Below are 18,684 nucleotides of genomic sequence, written 5' to 3' on the forward strand. Positions count from 1 at the left end.
TCCTGGATTCTAAACGAGCCGCTTCTGCTTTTAAAATGTATCCAGTTCCGACGTCTAGCTCTTCGTGTCTAAGAACCTCCCGCATTAAAGGTAAAAAGCACCTTTTATGCGAGAGAACCTTAGCCAGTGAGAGCTAAACAAGCCGTCTCCACTTTAAATTTAAAAAGACAAAAACAGGTAGTTGCAAAATGAAGTTAGCCTTGTTATAATTTCATCATATGTGTTTCATCAATATAGTTGTGTATGCAGCTGAAGATGAAAAACTCTGTTTCGAAAATGATTCAGGGCGGAAGGAGATGAAAAGAATGAAAGCAGGAATTCACCCAGATTACAAGAAAGTTGTATTCATGGACACAAACACAGGCTTCAAATTCTTAAGCGGATCTACTAAAGGATCTAACGAAACTGTTGAGTGGGAAGATGGTAACACTTATCCATTACTAAAAGTTGAGATCAGTTCTGATTCTCACCCATTCTACACTGGACGTCAGAAGTTTGCTACTGCAGACGGACGCGTTGACCGCTTCAATAAGAAATACGGTCTTAAGTAATAAAAACATAAAACAGGCAAGTGTATCTATTCGCTTGTCTGTTTTTTTTGCGAAAATATTATACCTTTACCCTACTTTTAATTAAAAAGTAGATGAAAGGAGAGCTTCATGTACTTAATAAATCAAAACGGTTGGATCGAAGTGATTTGCGGTAGTATGTTTTCTGGTAAATCAGAAGAGCTTATCCGCCGTGTGCGTCGTACGCAATTTGCGAAACAACATGCAATTGTATTTAAACCATGTATTGATAATCGCTATAGTGAAGAAGACGTTGTATCACATAACGGATTAAAGGTAAAAGCAGTTCCTGTTTCAGCTTCAAAAGATATATTTGAACATATCACTGAAGAAATGGATGTAATTGCAATCGATGAGGTGCAATTCTTTGATGGGGACATTGTGGAAGTGGTGCAAGTATTGGCAAATCGTGGCTATCGTGTCATTGTAGCTGGTTTAGACCAAGATTTCCGTGGTCTACCATTTGGACAAGTTCCTCAGCTGATGGCGATTGCTGAACATGTAACAAAACTACAAGCAGTATGTTCTGCATGTGGATCTCCGGCAAGTCGTACACAACGATTAATTGATGGAGAACCAGCGGCATTTGATGATCCAATTATTTTAGTTGGAGCTTCAGAATCGTATGAACCACGCTGTCGTCATTGTCATGCAGTTCCTACAAACAAAGATAAGTAAAACTCGCTGCGCAAGGCGGGTTTTTTTCAGAATAGAGAGTGTGAGCGTTATAAGCCGCTTGTGCTTTTAAATAATATCTAGTTCCGGTGGCTAGCTCTTCGCATCTAAGAACCTTCCGCCCGAAAGGTAAAAAGCACCTTTAGGTCGAAAGAACCTTAGCTGGTCAGAGCTGGGCAAGCCACCTCCACTTTTAAATATAATTTGCGTTTTTTTGAGTAAGTACCATATACTATTTGTATTAGATACTAGGATGTAGAGGTGAATGATGTGTTAGATCGTTTGCAAGCTGTAGAAAATCGTTATGAGAAGTTAAATGAATTGCTAAGCGACCCAGAGGTTATTAGCGATACAAATAAGCTTCGTGAATATTCAAAGGAACAGTCTGATATACAGGAAACGGTAGAGGTGTATCGTGAGTATAAGGATGTTCGTGAGCAATTAAAAGATGCGAAAGCAATGTTAGAAGATAAGTTAGACGCAGAAATGCGTGAAATGGTAAAAGAAGAGGTTTCTGAATTAGAGTCACAAGATAAAGAGTTATCAGAGCGTCTGAAAATCTTACTTGTACCAAAAGACCCTAACGATGATAAGAACGTTATCGTTGAGGTTCGTGGAGCTGCTGGTGGCGACGAGGCTGCTTTATTTGCTGGTGATTTATACCGTATGTATAGCCGTTACGCTGAGGTACAAGGTTGGAAAACGGAGATTATCGAGGCTAGCTACACAGAATTAGGTGGATATAAAGAGATTATCTTTATGATTAACGGTAAAGGTGCTTTCGCGAAGCTGAAATTCGAGAATGGTGCTCACCGTGTACAACGTGTTCCTGAAACGGAATCTGGTGGACGTATTCATACATCTACAGCAACTGTAGCTGTATTACCAGAGGCAGAAGAAGTAGAAATTGACATCCATGAGAAAGATGTTCGTGTTGATACATTCGCTTCTAGTGGACCTGGTGGACAGAGCGTTAATACAACGATGTCAGCGGTACGTTTAACGCATTTACCGACTGGTGTAGTTGTATCGTGTCAGGATGAGAAATCACAAATTAAGAATAAAGAAAAAGCGATGAAAGTATTACGCGCACGTGTTTATGATAAGTTTAGACAAGAAGCACAAGCTGAGTATGATCAAAACCGTAAACAAGCTGTTGGTACGGGTGATCGTTCAGAGCGTATTCGTACGTATAACTTCCCGCAAAACCGTGTTACAGACCATCGAATCGGCTTAACGATTCAAAAGCTAGATCAAATCTTACAAGGTAAGTTAGATGATTTCATCAATGCCTTAGTGATGGAAGATCAGGCTCAAAAGATGGAGGCAGCTGAGTAATGCGTGTCTATGAAGCCCTGAAATGGGCTTCTTCTTTTTTACAGGAAAATGGACGAGATGAAAATGCGGGAGAAATTGTCCTTTGTCATGTATTAAAGGTGAATAGAACTGGATTGTTGATGAATATGCGTGAGGAAATAACTGCGGAACAAGAAACAAGTTTTACAGGGTTTATCCACAAGCATGTAGAAGGTATTCCTATTCAATATATGATGGGTTATGAAATGTTTTATGGCCGATCATTCTTTGTGAATGAAGAAGTATTAATACCAAGACCGGAAACAGAAGAGCTTATAGTGGGAGTATTAGAAAGAATCGAGCGCCATTTTGGTGATGAGAAACTACATGTAGCAGATATCGGTACAGGTAGCGGAGCGATTTCGATTACACTTGCTTTAGAAAATAAAAATCTTCATGTGTATACGGTAGATATTGCGCAGGAGTCGATTGAGGTTGCAAAAGAAAATGCAAAAGCTTTGGGCGCAGAAGTAACGTTCTATCACGGTGATTTATTATCGCCATTTTATGAAACGGGTCAAAAGTTAGATGTTGTGGTTTCAAATCCTCCATATATACCGGAAGAAGATTGGCGTGGCCTTTCTCCTGTGGTGAAAGAGCATGAGCCAAAGAGAGCGCTTGTTGGCGGTGAAGACGGATTAGATTTCTATCGCCGCTTTATGGAAGAGTTGCCGAATGTATTGCAGAAGAAAGCAATTGTGGCATTTGAAATTGGAGTAGGGCAAGGTGAGGACGTGAAAGGGCTGTTACAACAAGCTTTTCCACATGCTCAGGTTGAGGTTGTTTTTGATATTAATGGAAAAGACCGTATGGTATTTGCAGAAATGGAGTAAGGTTCACACCTTACTCTATTTTTTTGTGGAAAAATTCATATAGATTTCGAATTTAATAGTTTAGAAAGATGAAAGTCTGTCCACACTGTTTGTAGAAGGGACGGTGGAGGAAATGAAAAAACAAGTTATTGCTTATCTTCTTCTATTATTAATTGGTGCACAGTTGCTTGTGCAGTTTGGATATATGAAAGCTGATGCGAAAGGGCCTTCAGTTATTCCGAAAGAGGCCGTTCGATTACGGATTTTAGCAAATAGTGATTCAGATAAAGATCAGGCGTTAAAGCGCAAAGTACGTGATGAAGTAAAAGCACAAATTGATGGATGGGTAGCGGATTTAACTTCATTTGAAGAGGCGCGTAAAGTCATTCAAAGTCATATTCCAGAAATAGAAAAAACAGTGGCAAATACGTTGAAAAAAGAAGGTAGTAAAGATTCGTTTCAAGTGAAATTCAGTAAGAATGTAAAGTTTCCGACAAAGGTATATGGGAATTTTATTTACCCAGCAGGGGAGTATGAGGCGGTATTGATTACAATTGGTGAAGGTGAAGGGACAAACTGGTGGTGTGTATTATTTCCGCCGATGTGTTTCTTAGATTTTTCAAGCGGTACAGCTGTAAAGAAAGAAGAACATGTTGTGAAGGCTGAATCTCCCGAAGAGGAGCAGGTAAAATCATTAGATGAAGAAGTAGTAAATACAGAAGAGAAAAAAGAGGATGAGGTGAAAGAAAAGAAAGTTGTAAAGCAGGAAGTCGTAAAAAAAGTAACAACTTCTGAAAAGAAAGTAGTAAAAAATGAAACGAAAGTAGAAGAACAGCCTGTAAATAAAGAAGAAACAAAAACTGTGGAAAAAGTGGAGAAACCTGTGGAACAAAAACAAGAAAAACAAAATGAGTATGTAAAAGTAGAGGAGGAAGAAGAAAAGCCAGAAGTTAAGTTATTTATTGTAGAAGCTTTTACATCTTTATTCTCTAAATAGTACTATTCGTAAATCCCTTCTCATATATAAAAAAGAGGAGGGATTTACTATGAAGAAGGTATATTTTGCGACGAAAGCAGATGTGGAAAGATTACATTCTTTTTTCGGACAAGCTAATAAAAAAGATGATAAAATAAATGAGTTGTACGCGCAATTTATGATTTTGGAAGAGGCGGAAGAAATACGAGCTGTCATCGGATATGAACAAAGTGAAGAAAACGCACTGATTCGTTCTTGTTTATTCACACCTAATGTGGATATGCAGACTTTCTTATATTTTTTTGAAATGTTTTTGCAGTATATGAAAGAAAAAAATATTCGACAATTGTACTTATTAACAAATCATCCACAATCTATAACAATCTTTCAGTTTTTTGACTTTGTTACTATAGAGAAAGAAAACGTACCAGAGGGAATTCGACAGTTAGAACACTTTTGTAAAAATATAAAAGAACCAAATGCAATAATACTAAATTGTCAGCTATTCACAAAGTTATCCACGGATTAATTAGGTTTATCCACATTTTGTGGATAAACCTTGTTTGTCTTTTGGACAAATCTCATAGTAAACTAAAAATAGACAAGTATTTCAGGGTAGAAAAGGACGTGGGAAAAAATGCATACAAATATGTGGGTTGTGGATAATGTTGTGGAAAGAAAAAAATATTATCCACAGTTACAAGAAGCAGCAAAATTATTAAGGGAAAACGAGGCGATTGCCTTCCCTACCGAAACGGTATATGGACTAGGCGCAAATGCAATGAATGATGAAGCGATTGCGAAAATTTTTGAAGCAAAAGGAAGACCGAGTGATAATCCACTGATTGTCCACATCGGTGCAAAATCACAGTTAGATGAGATTGTGACAGAAATTCCGCCAGTTGCAGAGAAGTTAATGGAACATTTTTGGCCAGGACCGTTAACGATTATTTTACCTAGAAAAGAAGGAATTTCAGAGAAGGTGACGGCAGGACTTAATACGGTTGGGGTAAGAATGCCTGATCATCCAGTAGCACTTGCTCTTATTGAAGAGGCAAATGTACCTGTTGCAGCGCCGAGTGCGAATCGTTCAGGTCGCCCGAGTCCGACGCTAGCGTCTCACGTATATGAAGATTTGAATGAGAAAATCGCAGGTATTGTAGATGGTGGTGCAACAGGCGTAGGTGTTGAATCGACTGTAATTGATTGTACGAGCCCTGTTCCAACGATATTACGCCCAGGTGGGATTACGAAAGAACAATTGGAAGCGGTAATCGGCACGGTTTCTATAGATCCAGCTTTAAAGGATGAGAAGGAAAAACCGAAATCACCTGGAATGAAATATACGCATTATGCACCGAAAGCGCCACTGAGTATTGTTGAAGGTTCACGTGAATTTATTCAACATCTTGTGGATGAGAAGAAGGAAGCAGGATTCAAAGTAGGTGTATTAACGACAGAAGAGTATCAGCACGTATATAGCGCGGATGTTGTATTGTCTTGTGGGGTAAGAAGTGATTTAGCTAGCGTTGCGACTAAATTATATGATGTACTTAGAACGTTTGATGCAAGTGAAGTAGATGTTATTTTTAGTGAATCCTTCCCGAATGAAGGTATAGGTAATGCCATTATGAATCGCTTAACAAAAGCGGCAGGACATCAAATTATTACTGAATGATAAGGTGCGATTAGCAAACAGAATATTTCTCCTCGGATAAGCATATTTTGAAGTAGCACGTCCGAGGAGGGACATGAATGACGTTTGAACAGCTAATACCTTTAATAATTATGGCATTCGCCTTAGGGATGGATGCGTTCTCGGTGAGTCTTGGTATGGGAATGATGACCTTAAAGGTGAAACAAATCCTGTATATAGGTGTGACGATAGGAATATTTCATATTATCATGCCATTTATAGGGATGGTATTAGGTCGTTTTTTATCAGAGAAGTATGGAGATATCGCACATTTTGCAGGTGCTATTTTATTAATTGGATTAGGATTCTATATTGTATATTCCTCTATTTTGGAGAATGAAGAGACTAGAACGGCCCCTATTGGAATAAGTTTATTTGTATTTGCATTTGGCGTTAGTATAGATAGTTTTTCAGTAGGGCTTAGTCTTGGTATTTACGGAGCACAGACGATTATTACAATATTACTTTTTGGATTTGTTAGTATGTTATTAGCGTGGGTTGGTTTACTCATTGGGAGACATGCGAAAGGTATGCTCGGTACATATGGCGAGATAGTAGGTGGTATCATTTTGGTTGGATTTGGATTATATCTCCTTTTTCCTATATAATTTTAAGGCGGAGGGTGTTATGAACAAGTTATTAGAGTGGTATATTCGCTTTGTAACTTTCTTTCCGAGATGGTTACGACTGCTTGTTATTTGGGGTATTATTTTGCAAATTTCAATATTGGATTAAGTTGGTTCGCGAATGGTAAGGTAGCTCCTTTCTGTGCATAGTTTTATTTATACTATACTGATTACGCTAAAAAATTACACATATAGAAAGGATGAGATGAATGACGAGATTGAAGCAAGTTTTTGGTATTATTATTAGTTTTTTTGTTTTTTGGTTTAGTATGCTTGGTGTACAAATGTTTGCTGAGTTTTTAGATATTGAGTCATTGAAGTTTGTTGCGGGAAAAACGGAGGCAGCGCGTGCTTTTTATTCTCCATACCCGTTTTTAATTGTTTTTCTAATTACATTGCTTTCCCTTTACTTCTTCGTAATTAAGCTTGGGAAACCGAAAAAAGAGAAAGTACCTACTTTAGAGGAAAAGAAAGAAGAATTACAATGATAAAATCCCCTGCTATTTAGCAGGGGATTTTATGTTTGATGGACGTAATTGATTTCATTCTGTATTTAGATATATCCAGCTCCAGCGGCTAGAATGGTCGGTGGCTTCGCGTCTTCCTACGAGGCAAAAAGCACCTTTTGTGCGAAAGAACCTTAGCTGGTCAGAGCTGAGCGAGTCGCTTCCCCCTTTAAACAGGCCTCACCAATTCAAATTGTTCTCCTAGTTTTGCGTAGTTGTGTCCTGCTAGGCGGCTTACTGGTTTTAGTCCTTCTGCGTGAATGCGACCTTTTTCGTATAGGTGTTCTGCGACGTGGAAACGAACGACGCGTCCAATTAGTAGATCGCAGGCTGGTGAGTCTTCTGTTCCGCCAAGAGGGATTGCGCGTTCTAGTACGCATTCCATTCGAATGTTTGCTTCTTTTACACCTGGAACAGAGATGACATCACTTTCAATTGGTGTTAGTTTTGCTAGTTCAATTTCACTTTCATTTGGCGGGAGGTTAGCTGCTGTTTCGTTAATTGCTTCTACGTAAGATTCATCAGAAATATGTACGACAAACTCACCTTTTTCAATTGCATTTCGAGAAGTGTCCTTTCTTTCTCCTGCTTTTCGTTGTACAGAAACTGAGATAAGTGGTGGATTAGCAGCGACAATATTGAAATAACTATATGGTGCGCCGTTTAATACGCCGTCTTTTGTTACAGATGTAACGAATGCGACAGGGCGTGGAATGATACTTCCTGTTAATAATTTGTAATTCTCTTTTTCCGATTGTTCATTTGGATTAATGGATAACATGCTTGAAATCCCCTTTCTAAATATGACGACTTATTGTTTGTTTACAAGATGATAGTGGAAAACTCCTGCTGAAAATAATATTTTTATTACATAAAAAGAACTTACTTCAACCAACATGAAGTAAGTTCCGTCTGAATAATCTCGAATTCAAGATAAAAATTATAGTAAAACGTATGCGCCAGGTCCGATTAAAGCTACACCGATAGCAACAGCGATTAACATTAAGTTATATTCATATCCATTTTGGGTTACCCAGTAACCGTTTTTTCCATGAACAGTGAAGATTGCCATTAACATTGTTCCAACGATAAATAATGAACCGATTGCAGTGAAAATACCTGATGCGAATAAGAAACCACCTAATACTTCAGTTGCGCCAGCCATAAATGCCATGAATACACCAGGGCGTAAACCAATTGATTCCATCCAGCCACCTGTTCCTTTTAAACCGTAACCGCCGAACCAACCAAATAATTTTTGAGCACCATGGCCCATGAATGTAATACCTATAATAAGACGAATAATAAGAAGACCGAAATCCATCATTTTTAAAAACCTCCTAAAAGTTATTAACTTACCTTATGTAAGTAATAATAAAGTAGTTACTTACTTTAGTCAAGTGGATTTCTAAAAAAGTTTGAATTAAATTTTACAAATTAACAACAAAAAATAAAATGTAGTAAAGACCTCTAGACAAGTTGGGTAAAAAAAGAGAAAATATAAGTAGAAGTTAACTTCTTATTGTTATTCAGACAATCAGAATTGACTGGAATTTTGTGAGACGCTACAATAAGAGTCTAATAGTAATGACGTAATTTATTTCGAAAGCGTTTTTACAGTATAATATTCGAAGTATGAGGTCTTACGTTTATTCAGATCTTTAATAGAGATTGCCCTATAAACTTTTAGGTAAATTATAAGGAGGACTATCCTATGTTTAAAAAATTATTCGGTCTTGGTTCAAAAACAAATGAAGAAACAATCGTAGCTCCATTAACTGGAGCAGTGAAAAATATTGAAGAAGTACCAGATCCAGTATTCGCTGGTCGTATGATGGGTGACGGTGTTGCAATCGATCCTACTGAAGGTGTAGTTGTATCTCCAGTTGATGGTGAAATCGTACAATTATTCCACACGAAACATGCGATTGGAATTAAAGCGAAAAACGGTACAGAAATTTTAATCCACGTTGGATTAGAAACTGTAAAAATGGAAGGTGAAGGTTTCGAAGCTCACGTTTCTGAAGGACAAGCTGTAAAAGCTGGAGATAAATTAATCTCATTCGACTTAGAATTAATTCGTGAAAAAGCGAAAAGCACAATTACTCCAATCGTTATTACAAACACAGATGCAGCTGAGTCTATTAAGACAACTGTAGGTGTAACTGCTACAAAAGGTTCTACAGAAGTAATGAAAGTTACAATGAAATAAGTATCAAATGAAAGGAATCCGTTTCGTATGAAATGGATTCCTTATTTTGTTTTGTAGTCTGTTCCTTATGTATGGTAAAATACTTTGGGCACTTGGAAATAGGGTTTCACATATATGTGGATAAGGCGCATTTTTCTTAGAAAAAATATAAGAGAAATGCGCCTTTCGTATATTCACATTTCTTTTGTTCTATTCTAATGTACGCTATGATAAAGGATAGGAAATAGAGAAAAGGGGTGGGTTTAGATGAAACGAGTGTTATTTGTTTGCACTGGAAATACATGCCGTAGTCCGATGGCTGAGGCGTTACTTCGTCATCATGGAGAAGGTAAGTTTGAAGTGCAATCTGCTGGTGTTTTCGCCTATCCTGGAAGTGATGCGTCGGTACATGCAAAGGAAGCTTTAGCTGAAAAGGGAATTGCAATCGATCATGCCGCGCAGCAGGTAAACGAAACCTTGATTGGTTGGGCAGATATTATAGTAACAATGACGGAAAACCATAAGCAAATTGTTCTTGGGCATTATCCGAGTGTTGGAGAGAAAGTAGATACATTATACGGAGTAACTGAGGGAATAAGTAAGGATATTTCAGATCCATTTGGCGGATCTCTCTCTACTTATAAAGAAACGCTAGAAGAGATGGAAAAACTTGTACAAACTTTACTGAAAAAACATTCAGAAGGTTGATGTTTCGTGTATAATACGATATTGGAGATCACTTCGTCCCGTTAAAGGATCGAGTGAGAAATGAAGATAATTGATTGAAATTCTGGAGGGGTAAAAATGAAAGTAGTAGTAGCATCTGATCACGGCGGTATGAATATCCGTAAAGAACTTGTAAGTTTATTAGAAGAGTTAAATATTGAATATATTGATCTAGGTTGTGAATGTGAAGCTGGTTCTGTTGATTACCCTGATTTTGCGTTTCCAGCAGCGGAAATGGTAGCGAATGGCGAAGTAGACCGTGGTATTTTAGTTTGTGGGACAGGCATCGGTATGTCAATTGCTGCAAACAAAGTAAATGGTATTCGTTGTGCGTTAGTTCATGATACTTTCAGTGCGAGAGCAACGAGAGAGCATAACGATACAAACATGTTAGCAATGGGCGAGCGTGTAATTGGTGCTGGTTTAGCACGTGACATCGCAAAAATTTGGTTAACAACTGAATTTGAAGGTGGCCGTCACGAAAATCGTGTAGGAAAAATTAAAACATACGAAGCAAAGTAATAGATTCTAACTAGAAGTACTAGGAAATATAATTTGGTGAACCAACCTGTGAAAGGAAGAGGCGTAATGACAGAAATCGTAAAGGTAAGAGAACAGTTACAAATGTCGCTTTCTGATTTCCAAGAACAAGCTTCATTACAAAGTGGTCAAATTTTTGTAGTGGGGTGTAGTACGAGCGAAGTGCTAGGAGAAAGAATTGGAACATCAGGAACGATGGAAGTAGCGGAGGCGATTTTTTCTGAGTTAAAACAATTTCAAGAGCAAACAGGTATTGAGTTGGCGTTTCAATGTTGTGAGCATTTAAACCGTGCTTTAGTAGTTGAGAGAGAGTTGGCGATGAAATATCAATTTGAAATTGTAACAGTTACGCCTGTTAGATCAGCAGGTGGTGCATTAGCAACATACGCTTATCAAAATTTGAAAGATCCGGTAGTAATTGAGTTTATTAAAGCAGATGCAGGGATGGATATCGGTGATACATTTATCGGTATGCATTTAAAGCACGTAGCTGTTCCGGTTCGTACTAGTGTGAAGGAAATTGGAAGTGCACATGTAACGATGGCAACAACACGTGGAAAGCTAATTGGTGGAGCACGTGCTGTTTATGCGGCGAAGGAAGAGACTATTACTTGCCGTTAAAGTTACGAATAAGGTATGTTGTCTGACTTTAACATAGAAGAAAGAAAAGACCGATTTTCGGTCTTTTTTTTCTTTTATGATAAAGAAAGTCATGTTAGAATGTAGTTGAAAACATGAAGGTTCGAAAGAATTACAACCTGAATTTTCGTTTTTTCTGAATAAATGAGAAAAAACTATTGGGAATCGATGTAATTCGTTCAGAAAAGGGGGATTTTGGTGGATCATTTAAAACGTCAAGATGAAAAGGTATTTGCTGCAATTGAGGCAGAACTAGGAAGACAGCGTTCAAAGATTGAGCTAATTGCTTCAGAAAACTTCGTAAGTGAAGCAGTAATGGAGGCGCAAGGTTCTGTTTTAACGAATAAGTATGCTGAAGGATATCCTGGGAAACGTTACTATGGTGGTTGTGAACACGTAGACGTAGTAGAAGATATCGCTCGTGATCGCGCGAAAGAAATTTTCGGTGCAGAGCACGTAAATGTTCAACCACATTCTGGTGCACAAGCGAACATGGCAGTATACTTCACGATTTTAGAGCAAGGCGATACAGTACTTGGTATGAATTTATCTCATGGTGGTCACTTAACACACGGAAGCCCTGTTAACTTTAGTGGAGTACAATATAATTTCGTAGAATATGGCGTGGATGCTGAATCTCACCGTATTAATTACGATGATGTATTAGCAAAAGCGAAAGAACATAAACCAAAATTAATCGTTGCGGGTGCAAGTGCATACCCTCGTGTTATCGATTTCAAACGATTCCGTGAGATTGCAGATGAAGTGGGTGCATACTTTATGGTTGATATGGCACATATCGCTGGTTTAGTAGCTGCTGGTTTACATCCAAACCCAGTACCACATGCGCATTTCGTTACAACGACAACACATAAAACATTACGTGGCCCACGTGGTGGTATGATTTTATGTGAAGAGAAATTTGCAAAACAAATTGATAAATCAATCTTCCCTGGTATTCAAGGTGGTCCACTTATGCACGTAATCGCTGCAAAAGCTGTTGCATTTGGTGAGACACTACAAGATGAGTTTAAAACATATGCACAAAATATCATTAATAATGCAAACCGCTTAGCTGAAGGTCTTCAAAAAGAAGGACTGACACTTGTTTCTGGAGGAACAGACAATCACTTAATCCTGATTGACGTTCGTAACTTAGAAATCACAGGTAAAGTAGCGGAGCACGTATTAGATGAAGTTGGTATTACAGTGAACAAAAATACAATTCCATTCGAAACAGCAAGCCCATTTGTAACGAGCGGTGTACGTATCGGTACGGCAGCTGTAACATCTCGTGGTTTCGGTTTAGAAGATATGGATGAAATTGCGTCACTTATTGCTTACACATTAAAAAATCATGAAAACGAAGCTGCATTAGAAGAAGCACGTAAGCGTGTAGAAACGTTAACGAGCAAATTCCCAATGTACACAGATCTATAATAGATTGAAGAAGACTGCTGAAACGTAATTGTTTTAGCAGTCTTTTTTTTGGACATATATTGTTCTTTAAGTATGTATACAAATGATGAATAAATTTTGGCGATATAATGAAGGATACAGCTCCCATAATTGGTAAAGATACTAAATAGATTCATCGTAAAATAATGATTTTGCCAAATTTGCCCTTGAATATTAGTAGCGTTTTCTTTACAATCGTAAATAGTGTAAAAAAGCGTGCAAACGCATGAATATCATCTAAAGGAGAGATTCACATGGGAAAACTGTATGTATTTGATCACCCGTTAATTCAACATAAGATTACATATATTCGCGATAAGAATACAGGTACGAAAGATTTTCGTGAATTAGTGGACGAAGTAGCGAGCTTAATGGCTTTCGAAATTACTCGTGATCTTCCACTTAAAGACATTGAAATTGAGACGCCTGTAAGCAAAGCGACAACAAAAGTGATCGCTGGTAAAAAACTTGGTTTAATTCCGATTTTACGTGCAGGTTTAGGAATGGTTGATGGAATTCTGAAATTAATTCCAGCAGCAAAAGTAGGACACGTTGGTTTATACCGTGACCCTAAAACATTGCAACCGGTAGAATACTATGTGAAACTTCCAACGGATGTAGAAGAGCGTGACTTTATCGTACTAGATCCGATGCTAGCAACAGGTGGTTCTGCAGCTGAAGCGATTAACTCTCTGAAAAAGCGCGGTGCAAAGCAAATTAAATTAATGTGTATCGTTGCAGCTCCAGAAGGAGTAAAAGTAGTACAAGAAGAACATCCTGATGTTGATATTTATGTAGCGGCATTAGATGAGAAATTAAATGACCACGGATATGTAGTACCAGGTCTTGGTGATGCTGGTGACCGTTTATTCGGAACGAAGTAAGACAACTGACGAGAGGGGATTCCCCTCTCGTTTTTTTGTACCTTGATGAGGTAGGGGAGGGGGGATAAATATACACAGTATATACAACATAAGTTGCATACACATCACATATAATATAGAAGTCTTACGTCTAAGGAGCACTATATTATGGAAGGAAAGCGTTATATCGTAAAAATATAATGGTGACAAACTTGTGAACATTTCCTTCTATTATAATGAGAAAACTGTTAGAAATTTCATATCTCTAACCAGTATTTAGAAGGGGAACGTTTTCATTTTTGGGAGGAAATGACTAATACTCAAATTTTTTGATTTTTTACGATTTCTCGTTGACACTGTTAATACCCTATTGTATGCTAACAACGGGGATAGATGGTAGGGCTTTCAGTGACAAAATTACATCTATTCCGTGACGAAAATGTAAACTTTTTGTTTTGTATAGGATTTATGCAAAAAAATGAGTTATTATTAACACATCGTGAATGAGGGTTACATATTGGAGGGATGAATCCTTGCAAAAAAACGATCGCAGCCATATAAAAGCTTATGCTTTAATGTCAGGTATTCTTGCTCAATTAGTCGGTTCTATTCTTGTTGGAATCTTTGGTGGGCAGTGGATTGATAATAAGGTTGGAACGTTTCCATTGTTTCTTATTATAGGGTTATTACTCGGATTAGGAACAGGGGTATACGCAATGATTCGACTCATTCGACATTACTATTCGGGAGAGCAATGATGATAGACGTACATGGACTTGTCCAAAGACAAAAGAAATATATGTACTACTTGCTTGCGCTTCTAGTGCTAGGATGGGGATTCACCTCTTACAAGGATGTGTTTCTTGGACTGATTATCGGAACGATTTTCAGTTTTCTTAGTTTGCGCATCATTGCACGTAGAACAGACAAGCTGTTGGATCGCGTAACAAATGGAGAAAACGTGAAGTTTAAGGCAACAGCGGTAAGTACATATTCGAGATTCGCCACGATTGGGTTATTAATTTTATTTGCAGCCAAATATCAAGAGTTAATTGCGATGTGGGGCTTAGGTGTGGGATTGCTGACAGGATACCTTGTCATGATCATAGATTTTCTTTATTTAGAGTATAAGAGCAGGGAAGAGAGGTGAATTACTAGTGGAACACGGTAGATTAGTTGAATTTCTAGGTTTAACGTTCGATTTGTCATCAGTTATGATGGTTACTGTAGCAGCAGTTATTGTTTTCTTAATCGCTGTTATCGGAACTCGCAGCTTAGCTCTTCGCCCAACAGGAATGCAAAATTTCATGGAATGGGTGTTTGACTTCGTGAAAGGGATTATCAATAGTACGATGGACTGGAAAACAGGTGGACGTTTCTTAACGCTTGGCGTTACGCTTATCATGTTTATCATCGTATCGAACTTCCTTGGTTTACCATTCATGTATTCAACAGTTGAGGCTGGCGAACATATTGCATGGTGGAGATCACCAACGTCTGATCCAGCAGTTACATTAACATTAGCCGTGATGGTAGTTACCCTCACCCATTATTATGGAATTAAGATGAAGGGTACGAAAGAATACGTTAAAGGTTATTTCCAACCGATGAAATTCTTATTCCCATTAAAGGTTATTGAGGAGTTTGCTAACACATTAACGTTAGGTCTTCGTTTATTTGGTAACATTTATGCAGGTGAGATCTTATTAGGATTACTTGCTAAGTTAGGCGGGGCATCATTCCTTGGAGCATTAGGTGCGCTTGTACCAATGTTAGCATGGATGGGATTCAGCGTATTCGTTGGATCAATCCAGTCATTTATTTTCGTTATGTTAACGATGGTTTATATGGCTCATAAAGTAAGCCATGACCATTAATATAATTTAAGTAAGAAAAAATTTATTTTTTTATAATACAAAGGAGGACAAATTAAATGAGTTTAGGTGTAATCGCAGCTGCAATTGCAATTGGTTTATCAGCATTAGGTGCAGGTATTGGTAACGGTCTTATCGTATCACGTACAATCGAAGGTGTTGCTCGTCAACCAGAATTAAAAGGCGCACTTCAAACAATTATGTTCATCGGGGTTGCTTTAGTTGAGGCACTTCCAATCATCGGTGTAGTTATTGCATTCATCGTAATGAACAAATAAGGGAGACTCCCCTTACATAGATGGCGAAGAGTGTTTTTCCGAACTTTCTTCGCCATTGCTTTATGAACGAAACGTATGTCTTTTTTTTTCATATGATCAATTTAGATATTTTGAAGGGAGTGAATCCTTGTGCCAACTTTATTATTAGGGGCTGCCATTCCATTTGGAACGATTGCTTATACATTGTTCATTTTCTTACTTCTATTAGTAATGCTGCGCAAATTTGCGTGGGGTCCTTTAATGGGAATTATGAAAGAACGTGAGGAACATGTTACTAATGAAATCGACGCTGCAGAAAGAAGCAATGCTGAAGCGAAGAAGTTAGTAGAAGAACAACGTGAAATGTTAAAACAATCACGTGTTGAAGCACAAGAGTTAATCGAAAGAGCGAAAAAACAAGCTGTAGATCAAAAAGATGTTATTGTTGCTGCTGCGAAAGAAGAAGCAGAATCAATTAAAGCATCTGCTGTACAAGAAATTCAACGCGAAAAAGAGCAAGCAATTGCTGCTTTACAAGAACAAGTTGCTTCTTTATCTGTTCAAATTGCTTCTAAAGTAATTGAAAAAGAATTAAAAGAAGAAGATCAAGTGAAGTTAATTCGCGATTATATTAAAGAAGTAGGAGAAGCGCGATGAGCAATGGGATTGTAGCAAAACGTTATGCTGTCGCTCTTTTTAAAATTGCTAAAGAAAAACACGTATTAGAAATGTTTGAAGAGGAATTACGCCTTGTACAAAACGTTTATGTAAAGAACGGAGAACTACATAGCTTTTTAACGCAACCGAACATTTCAAAGGAACAAAAGAAAACGTTTCTTGCAAACGTATTCGGATCTGTTTCTGAATCTATTTTAAATACGTTATATATTTTAATTGATAACAAACGTATTGATATCTTACCTGAAATTGCAGATGAATATGTTGTTCTTGCTAATGAAGAACGTAACGTAGCGGACGCAACTGTATATTCTACTCGTCTTCTATCAGAAGAAGAGAAGCTTAACATTGCAGAAGCATTTGCAAAGAGAACAGGAAAAGATGCAATTCGCGTAAAAAATGTTGTAGATGAAGATTTACTAGGCGGCATTAAAGTACGTATTGGAAATCGCATTTATGATGGAAGTTTACAAGGAAAATTAGCACGTATTCAGCGTGAATTAATGAAGAATAGATAGGGGTGAAGCACATGAGCATCAGAGCTGAAGAAATTAGCGCACTGATAAAGCAACAAATCGAGAACTATCAGTCTGAAATCGAAGTTAGTGATGTTGGTACAGTTATCCAAGTTGGTGACGGTATCGCGCGTGCTCATGGTCTTGATAACGTTATGGCTGGTGAACTTGTAGAGTTCTCTAACGGCGTTATGGGACTAGCACAAAACTTAGAGGAAAATAACGTAGGTATTATCATTTTAGGACCTTACACGGAAATCCGTGAAGGTGACGAAGTTCGTCGTACTGGTCGCATCATGCAAGTACCAGTAGGAAAAGAACTAATTGGTCGTGTTGTAAACCCATTAGGTCAACCAGTTGATGGTTTAGGCCCAATCAATACAACAAACACTCGTCCAATCGAAAGTCCAGCACCAGGTGTAATGGATCGTAAATCTGTTCATGAGCCACTTCAAACAGGTATTAAAGCGATTGACGCTCTTGTACCAATTGGCCGTGGTCAACGTGAGTTAATCATCGGTGACCGTCAAACAGGTAAAACAGCAGTTGCACTTGATACAATCATTAACCAAAAAGATGAAGATATGATTTGTATCTATGTAGCTATCGGACAAAAAGAATCAACTGTACGTAACGTAGTAGAAACACTACGTAAGCACGGTGCATTAGATTACACAATCGTTGTAACTGCATCTGCTTCTCAACCAGCTCCATTATTATACTTAGCTCCTTATGCTGGTGTAACAATGGGTGAAGAGTTCATGTACAATGGTAAACACGTATTAGTAGTATATGATGACTTATCAAAACAAGCAGCGGCTTACCGTGAGCTGTCATTACTATTACGTCGTCCTCCAGGTCGTGAAGCTTATCCAGGGGATGTATTCTACTTACATTCTCGCTTATTAGAGCGTGCAGCAAAATTAAGTGATGCAAGAGGCGGCGGTTCTTTAACTGCACTACCTTTCATCGAAACACAAGCAGGGGACGTATCAGCATACATCCCAACAAACGTAATCTCTATTACGGATGGACAAATCTTCTTACAATCTGACCTATTCTTCTCTGGCGTACGTCCAGCGATCGATGCGGGTACTTCTGTATCTCGTGTAGGTGGATCTGCTCAGATTAAAGCAATGAGTAAAGTATCAGGTACACTTCGTCTTGACCTTGCATCTTACCGTGAGTTAGAAGCGTTCGCTCAGTTCGGTTCTGACCTTGATAAAGCAACTCAAGCGAAACTAAACCGTGGTGCTCGTACAGTTGAGGTATTAAAACAAGGATTACACAAACCGTTACGTGTAGAGAAACAAGTTATCATTCTTTACGCTTTAACACGTGGATTCCTAGATGATATCCCAGTAGTAGATATCACTCGTTTCGAAGAAGAATTCCATGCTTGGTTAGATTCTAATGCGACTGACTTATTAGAAGAAATCCGCACAACTAAGAAACTTGCGGATGACGACAAATTTGCAGCAGCAATTAACGGATTTAAAAAAGTATTCGTAGCTTCTGAATAATAAAAAGTGAAGCCGACTGTTTAGCCCCATCGGCTAAGGTTCTTTCCCACAGAAGGTGATTTTTACCTTCTCGTGGGGAAGGTTCTTAGACGAAAGGGGCTAGGAGGCGGAACTAGATTAATAAAAGCTTCGGCGGCTCGTACAAGCCGCCGAAGCTAGATAATATATAAAAGGCATCTCAGACTTTGAGATTGCTGACGGTTA

25 protein-coding genes are annotated in these 18,684 nt (G+C 38.1%); 23 read left to right on the forward strand and 2 right to left on the reverse strand.

The genetic code is table 11. From position 1 onward, the window contains the following. The first annotated feature begins 305 nt into the window (after positions 1-305). The 9 genes from AC3WTI_RS19620 to AC3WTI_RS19660 all read left to right on the forward strand — a co-directional run bounded on the left by AC3WTI_RS19620 (position 306) and on the right by AC3WTI_RS19660 (position 7,198). Positions 306-551: a type B 50S ribosomal protein L31 gene (locus AC3WTI_RS19620; protein ID WP_000643433.1), complete on the forward strand. Its 246-nt coding sequence runs from the start codon at positions 306-308 to the stop codon at positions 549-551. A gap of 108 nt (positions 552-659) precedes the next feature. Next, positions 660-1,247, forward strand: coding sequence for a thymidine kinase (locus AC3WTI_RS19625; protein WP_000280862.1), 588 nt, complete (start codon positions 660-662; stop codon positions 1,245-1,247). A gap of 267 nt (positions 1,248-1,514) precedes the next feature. Then, positions 1,515-2,582: a peptide chain release factor 1 gene (gene prfA, locus AC3WTI_RS19630; RefSeq protein ID WP_142286737.1), complete on the forward strand. Its 1,068-nt coding sequence runs from the start codon at positions 1,515-1,517 to the stop codon at positions 2,580-2,582. Beyond that, positions 2,582-3,433, forward strand: a complete 852-nt coding sequence (gene prmC / locus AC3WTI_RS19635) for a peptide chain release factor N(5)-glutamine methyltransferase (protein ID WP_097840447.1) — start codon at positions 2,582-2,584, stop codon at positions 3,431-3,433. The genes prfA and prmC overlap by 1 nt, the downstream gene beginning before the upstream one ends. Before the next feature lie 112 nt (positions 3,434-3,545). After that, entirely contained in the window at positions 3,546-4,409 is an 864-nt protein-coding gene (spoIIR, locus tag AC3WTI_RS19640; protein WP_097840503.1) for a stage II sporulation protein R, read from the forward strand. A gap of 49 nt (positions 4,410-4,458) precedes the next feature. Further along, positions 4,459-4,917: a GNAT family N-acetyltransferase gene (locus tag AC3WTI_RS19645; protein WP_144488443.1), complete on the forward strand. Its 459-nt coding sequence runs from the start codon at positions 4,459-4,461 to the stop codon at positions 4,915-4,917. Between the two features lie 108 nt (positions 4,918-5,025). Next, complete coding sequence (locus AC3WTI_RS19650; protein ID WP_087959170.1) at positions 5,026-6,066, forward strand: L-threonylcarbamoyladenylate synthase; 1,041 nt, start codon at positions 5,026-5,028, stop codon at positions 6,064-6,066. Positions 6,067-6,143: 77 nt separating this feature from the next. Next, positions 6,144-6,692 (forward strand): manganese efflux pump MntP, encoded by a 549-nt coding sequence (locus tag AC3WTI_RS19655; RefSeq protein ID WP_087959171.1) that lies wholly within the window; start codon positions 6,144-6,146, stop codon positions 6,690-6,692. A 227-nt stretch (positions 6,693-6,919) separates the two neighbouring features. Next, entirely contained in the window at positions 6,920-7,198 is a 279-nt protein-coding gene (locus tag AC3WTI_RS19660; RefSeq protein WP_087959172.1) for a DUF3935 domain-containing protein, read from the forward strand. 187 nt (positions 7,199-7,385) lie between these two features. On the opposite strand, the gene AC3WTI_RS19665 is transcribed toward AC3WTI_RS19660, so the two are convergent. Together AC3WTI_RS19665 and AC3WTI_RS19670 are read right to left on the reverse strand one after the other, a co-directional pair. Continuing rightward, positions 7,386-7,997, reverse strand: coding sequence for a flavin reductase family protein (locus AC3WTI_RS19665; protein WP_087959173.1), 612 nt, complete (start codon positions 7,995-7,997; stop codon positions 7,386-7,388). A gap of 159 nt (positions 7,998-8,156) precedes the next feature. Next, positions 8,157-8,543, reverse strand: a complete 387-nt coding sequence (locus AC3WTI_RS19670; RefSeq protein WP_029441077.1) for a DoxX family protein — start codon at positions 8,541-8,543, stop codon at positions 8,157-8,159. Positions 8,544-8,930: 387 nt separating this feature from the next. Here AC3WTI_RS19670 and AC3WTI_RS19675 point away from each other — a divergent pair, with 387 nt between their 5' ends. From AC3WTI_RS19675 to atpA, 14 genes are all read left to right on the forward strand, one after another. Next, positions 8,931-9,428, forward strand: a complete 498-nt coding sequence (locus AC3WTI_RS19675; protein ID WP_000473666.1) for a PTS sugar transporter subunit IIA — start codon at positions 8,931-8,933, stop codon at positions 9,426-9,428. A gap of 246 nt (positions 9,429-9,674) precedes the next feature. Next, entirely contained in the window at positions 9,675-10,115 is a 441-nt protein-coding gene (locus AC3WTI_RS19680; protein WP_087959174.1) for a low molecular weight protein arginine phosphatase, read from the forward strand. Between the two features lie 96 nt (positions 10,116-10,211). Beyond that, positions 10,212-10,655, forward strand: coding sequence for a ribose 5-phosphate isomerase B (gene rpiB, locus AC3WTI_RS19685; protein WP_000869919.1), 444 nt, complete (start codon positions 10,212-10,214; stop codon positions 10,653-10,655). Positions 10,656-10,721: 66 nt separating this feature from the next. Continuing rightward, positions 10,722-11,294: a TIGR01440 family protein gene (locus tag AC3WTI_RS19690; RefSeq protein ID WP_087959175.1), complete on the forward strand. Its 573-nt coding sequence runs from the start codon at positions 10,722-10,724 to the stop codon at positions 11,292-11,294. A 216-nt stretch (positions 11,295-11,510) separates the two neighbouring features. After that, complete coding sequence (glyA, locus tag AC3WTI_RS19695; protein ID WP_142286717.1) at positions 11,511-12,752, forward strand: serine hydroxymethyltransferase; 1,242 nt, start codon at positions 11,511-11,513, stop codon at positions 12,750-12,752. A 272-nt stretch (positions 12,753-13,024) separates the two neighbouring features. Further along, complete coding sequence (upp, locus tag AC3WTI_RS19700) at positions 13,025-13,654, forward strand: uracil phosphoribosyltransferase (protein ID WP_000517539.1); 630 nt, start codon at positions 13,025-13,027, stop codon at positions 13,652-13,654. Between the two features lie 372 nt (positions 13,655-14,026). Beyond that, a complete protein-coding gene (locus AC3WTI_RS19705; protein ID WP_000232962.1) occupies positions 14,027-14,140 on the forward strand; it encodes a DUF4024 domain-containing protein in 114 nt (37 codons plus the stop codon). Between the two features lie 26 nt (positions 14,141-14,166). Next, a complete protein-coding gene (locus AC3WTI_RS19710) occupies positions 14,167-14,391 on the forward strand; it encodes an AtpZ/AtpI family protein (protein ID WP_001171223.1) in 225 nt (74 codons plus the stop codon). Continuing rightward, complete coding sequence (locus AC3WTI_RS19715) at positions 14,391-14,783, forward strand: ATP synthase subunit I (protein ID WP_000567600.1); 393 nt, start codon at positions 14,391-14,393, stop codon at positions 14,781-14,783. Before AC3WTI_RS19710 ends, AC3WTI_RS19715 begins: the two co-directional genes overlap by 1 nt. Before the next feature lie 7 nt (positions 14,784-14,790). Beyond that, positions 14,791-15,510, forward strand: coding sequence for a F0F1 ATP synthase subunit A (gene atpB / locus AC3WTI_RS19720; protein ID WP_016085476.1), 720 nt, complete (start codon positions 14,791-14,793; stop codon positions 15,508-15,510). 56 nt (positions 15,511-15,566) lie between these two features. Further along, positions 15,567-15,785, forward strand: coding sequence for a F0F1 ATP synthase subunit C (gene atpE / locus AC3WTI_RS19725; protein ID WP_000052064.1), 219 nt, complete (start codon positions 15,567-15,569; stop codon positions 15,783-15,785). A 129-nt stretch (positions 15,786-15,914) separates the two neighbouring features. Continuing rightward, the gene (gene atpF / locus AC3WTI_RS19730; protein WP_001142618.1) at positions 15,915-16,421 is read left to right on the forward strand and encodes a F0F1 ATP synthase subunit B; all 507 of its coding nucleotides are present in this window, start codon (positions 15,915-15,917) and stop codon (positions 16,419-16,421) included. After that, positions 16,418-16,960, forward strand: a complete 543-nt coding sequence (atpH, locus tag AC3WTI_RS19735) for a F0F1 ATP synthase subunit delta (RefSeq protein ID WP_000064683.1) — start codon at positions 16,418-16,420, stop codon at positions 16,958-16,960. Before atpF ends, atpH begins: the two co-directional genes overlap by 4 nt. Before the next feature lie 11 nt (positions 16,961-16,971). Beyond that, positions 16,972-18,480: a F0F1 ATP synthase subunit alpha gene (gene atpA, locus AC3WTI_RS19740; RefSeq protein WP_063222514.1), complete on the forward strand. Its 1,509-nt coding sequence runs from the start codon at positions 16,972-16,974 to the stop codon at positions 18,478-18,480. Positions 18,481-18,684: the final 204 nt, after the last annotated feature.

The sequence above is a fragment of the Bacillus sp. EB106-02-03-XG38 genome (genome assembly GCF_058792175.1).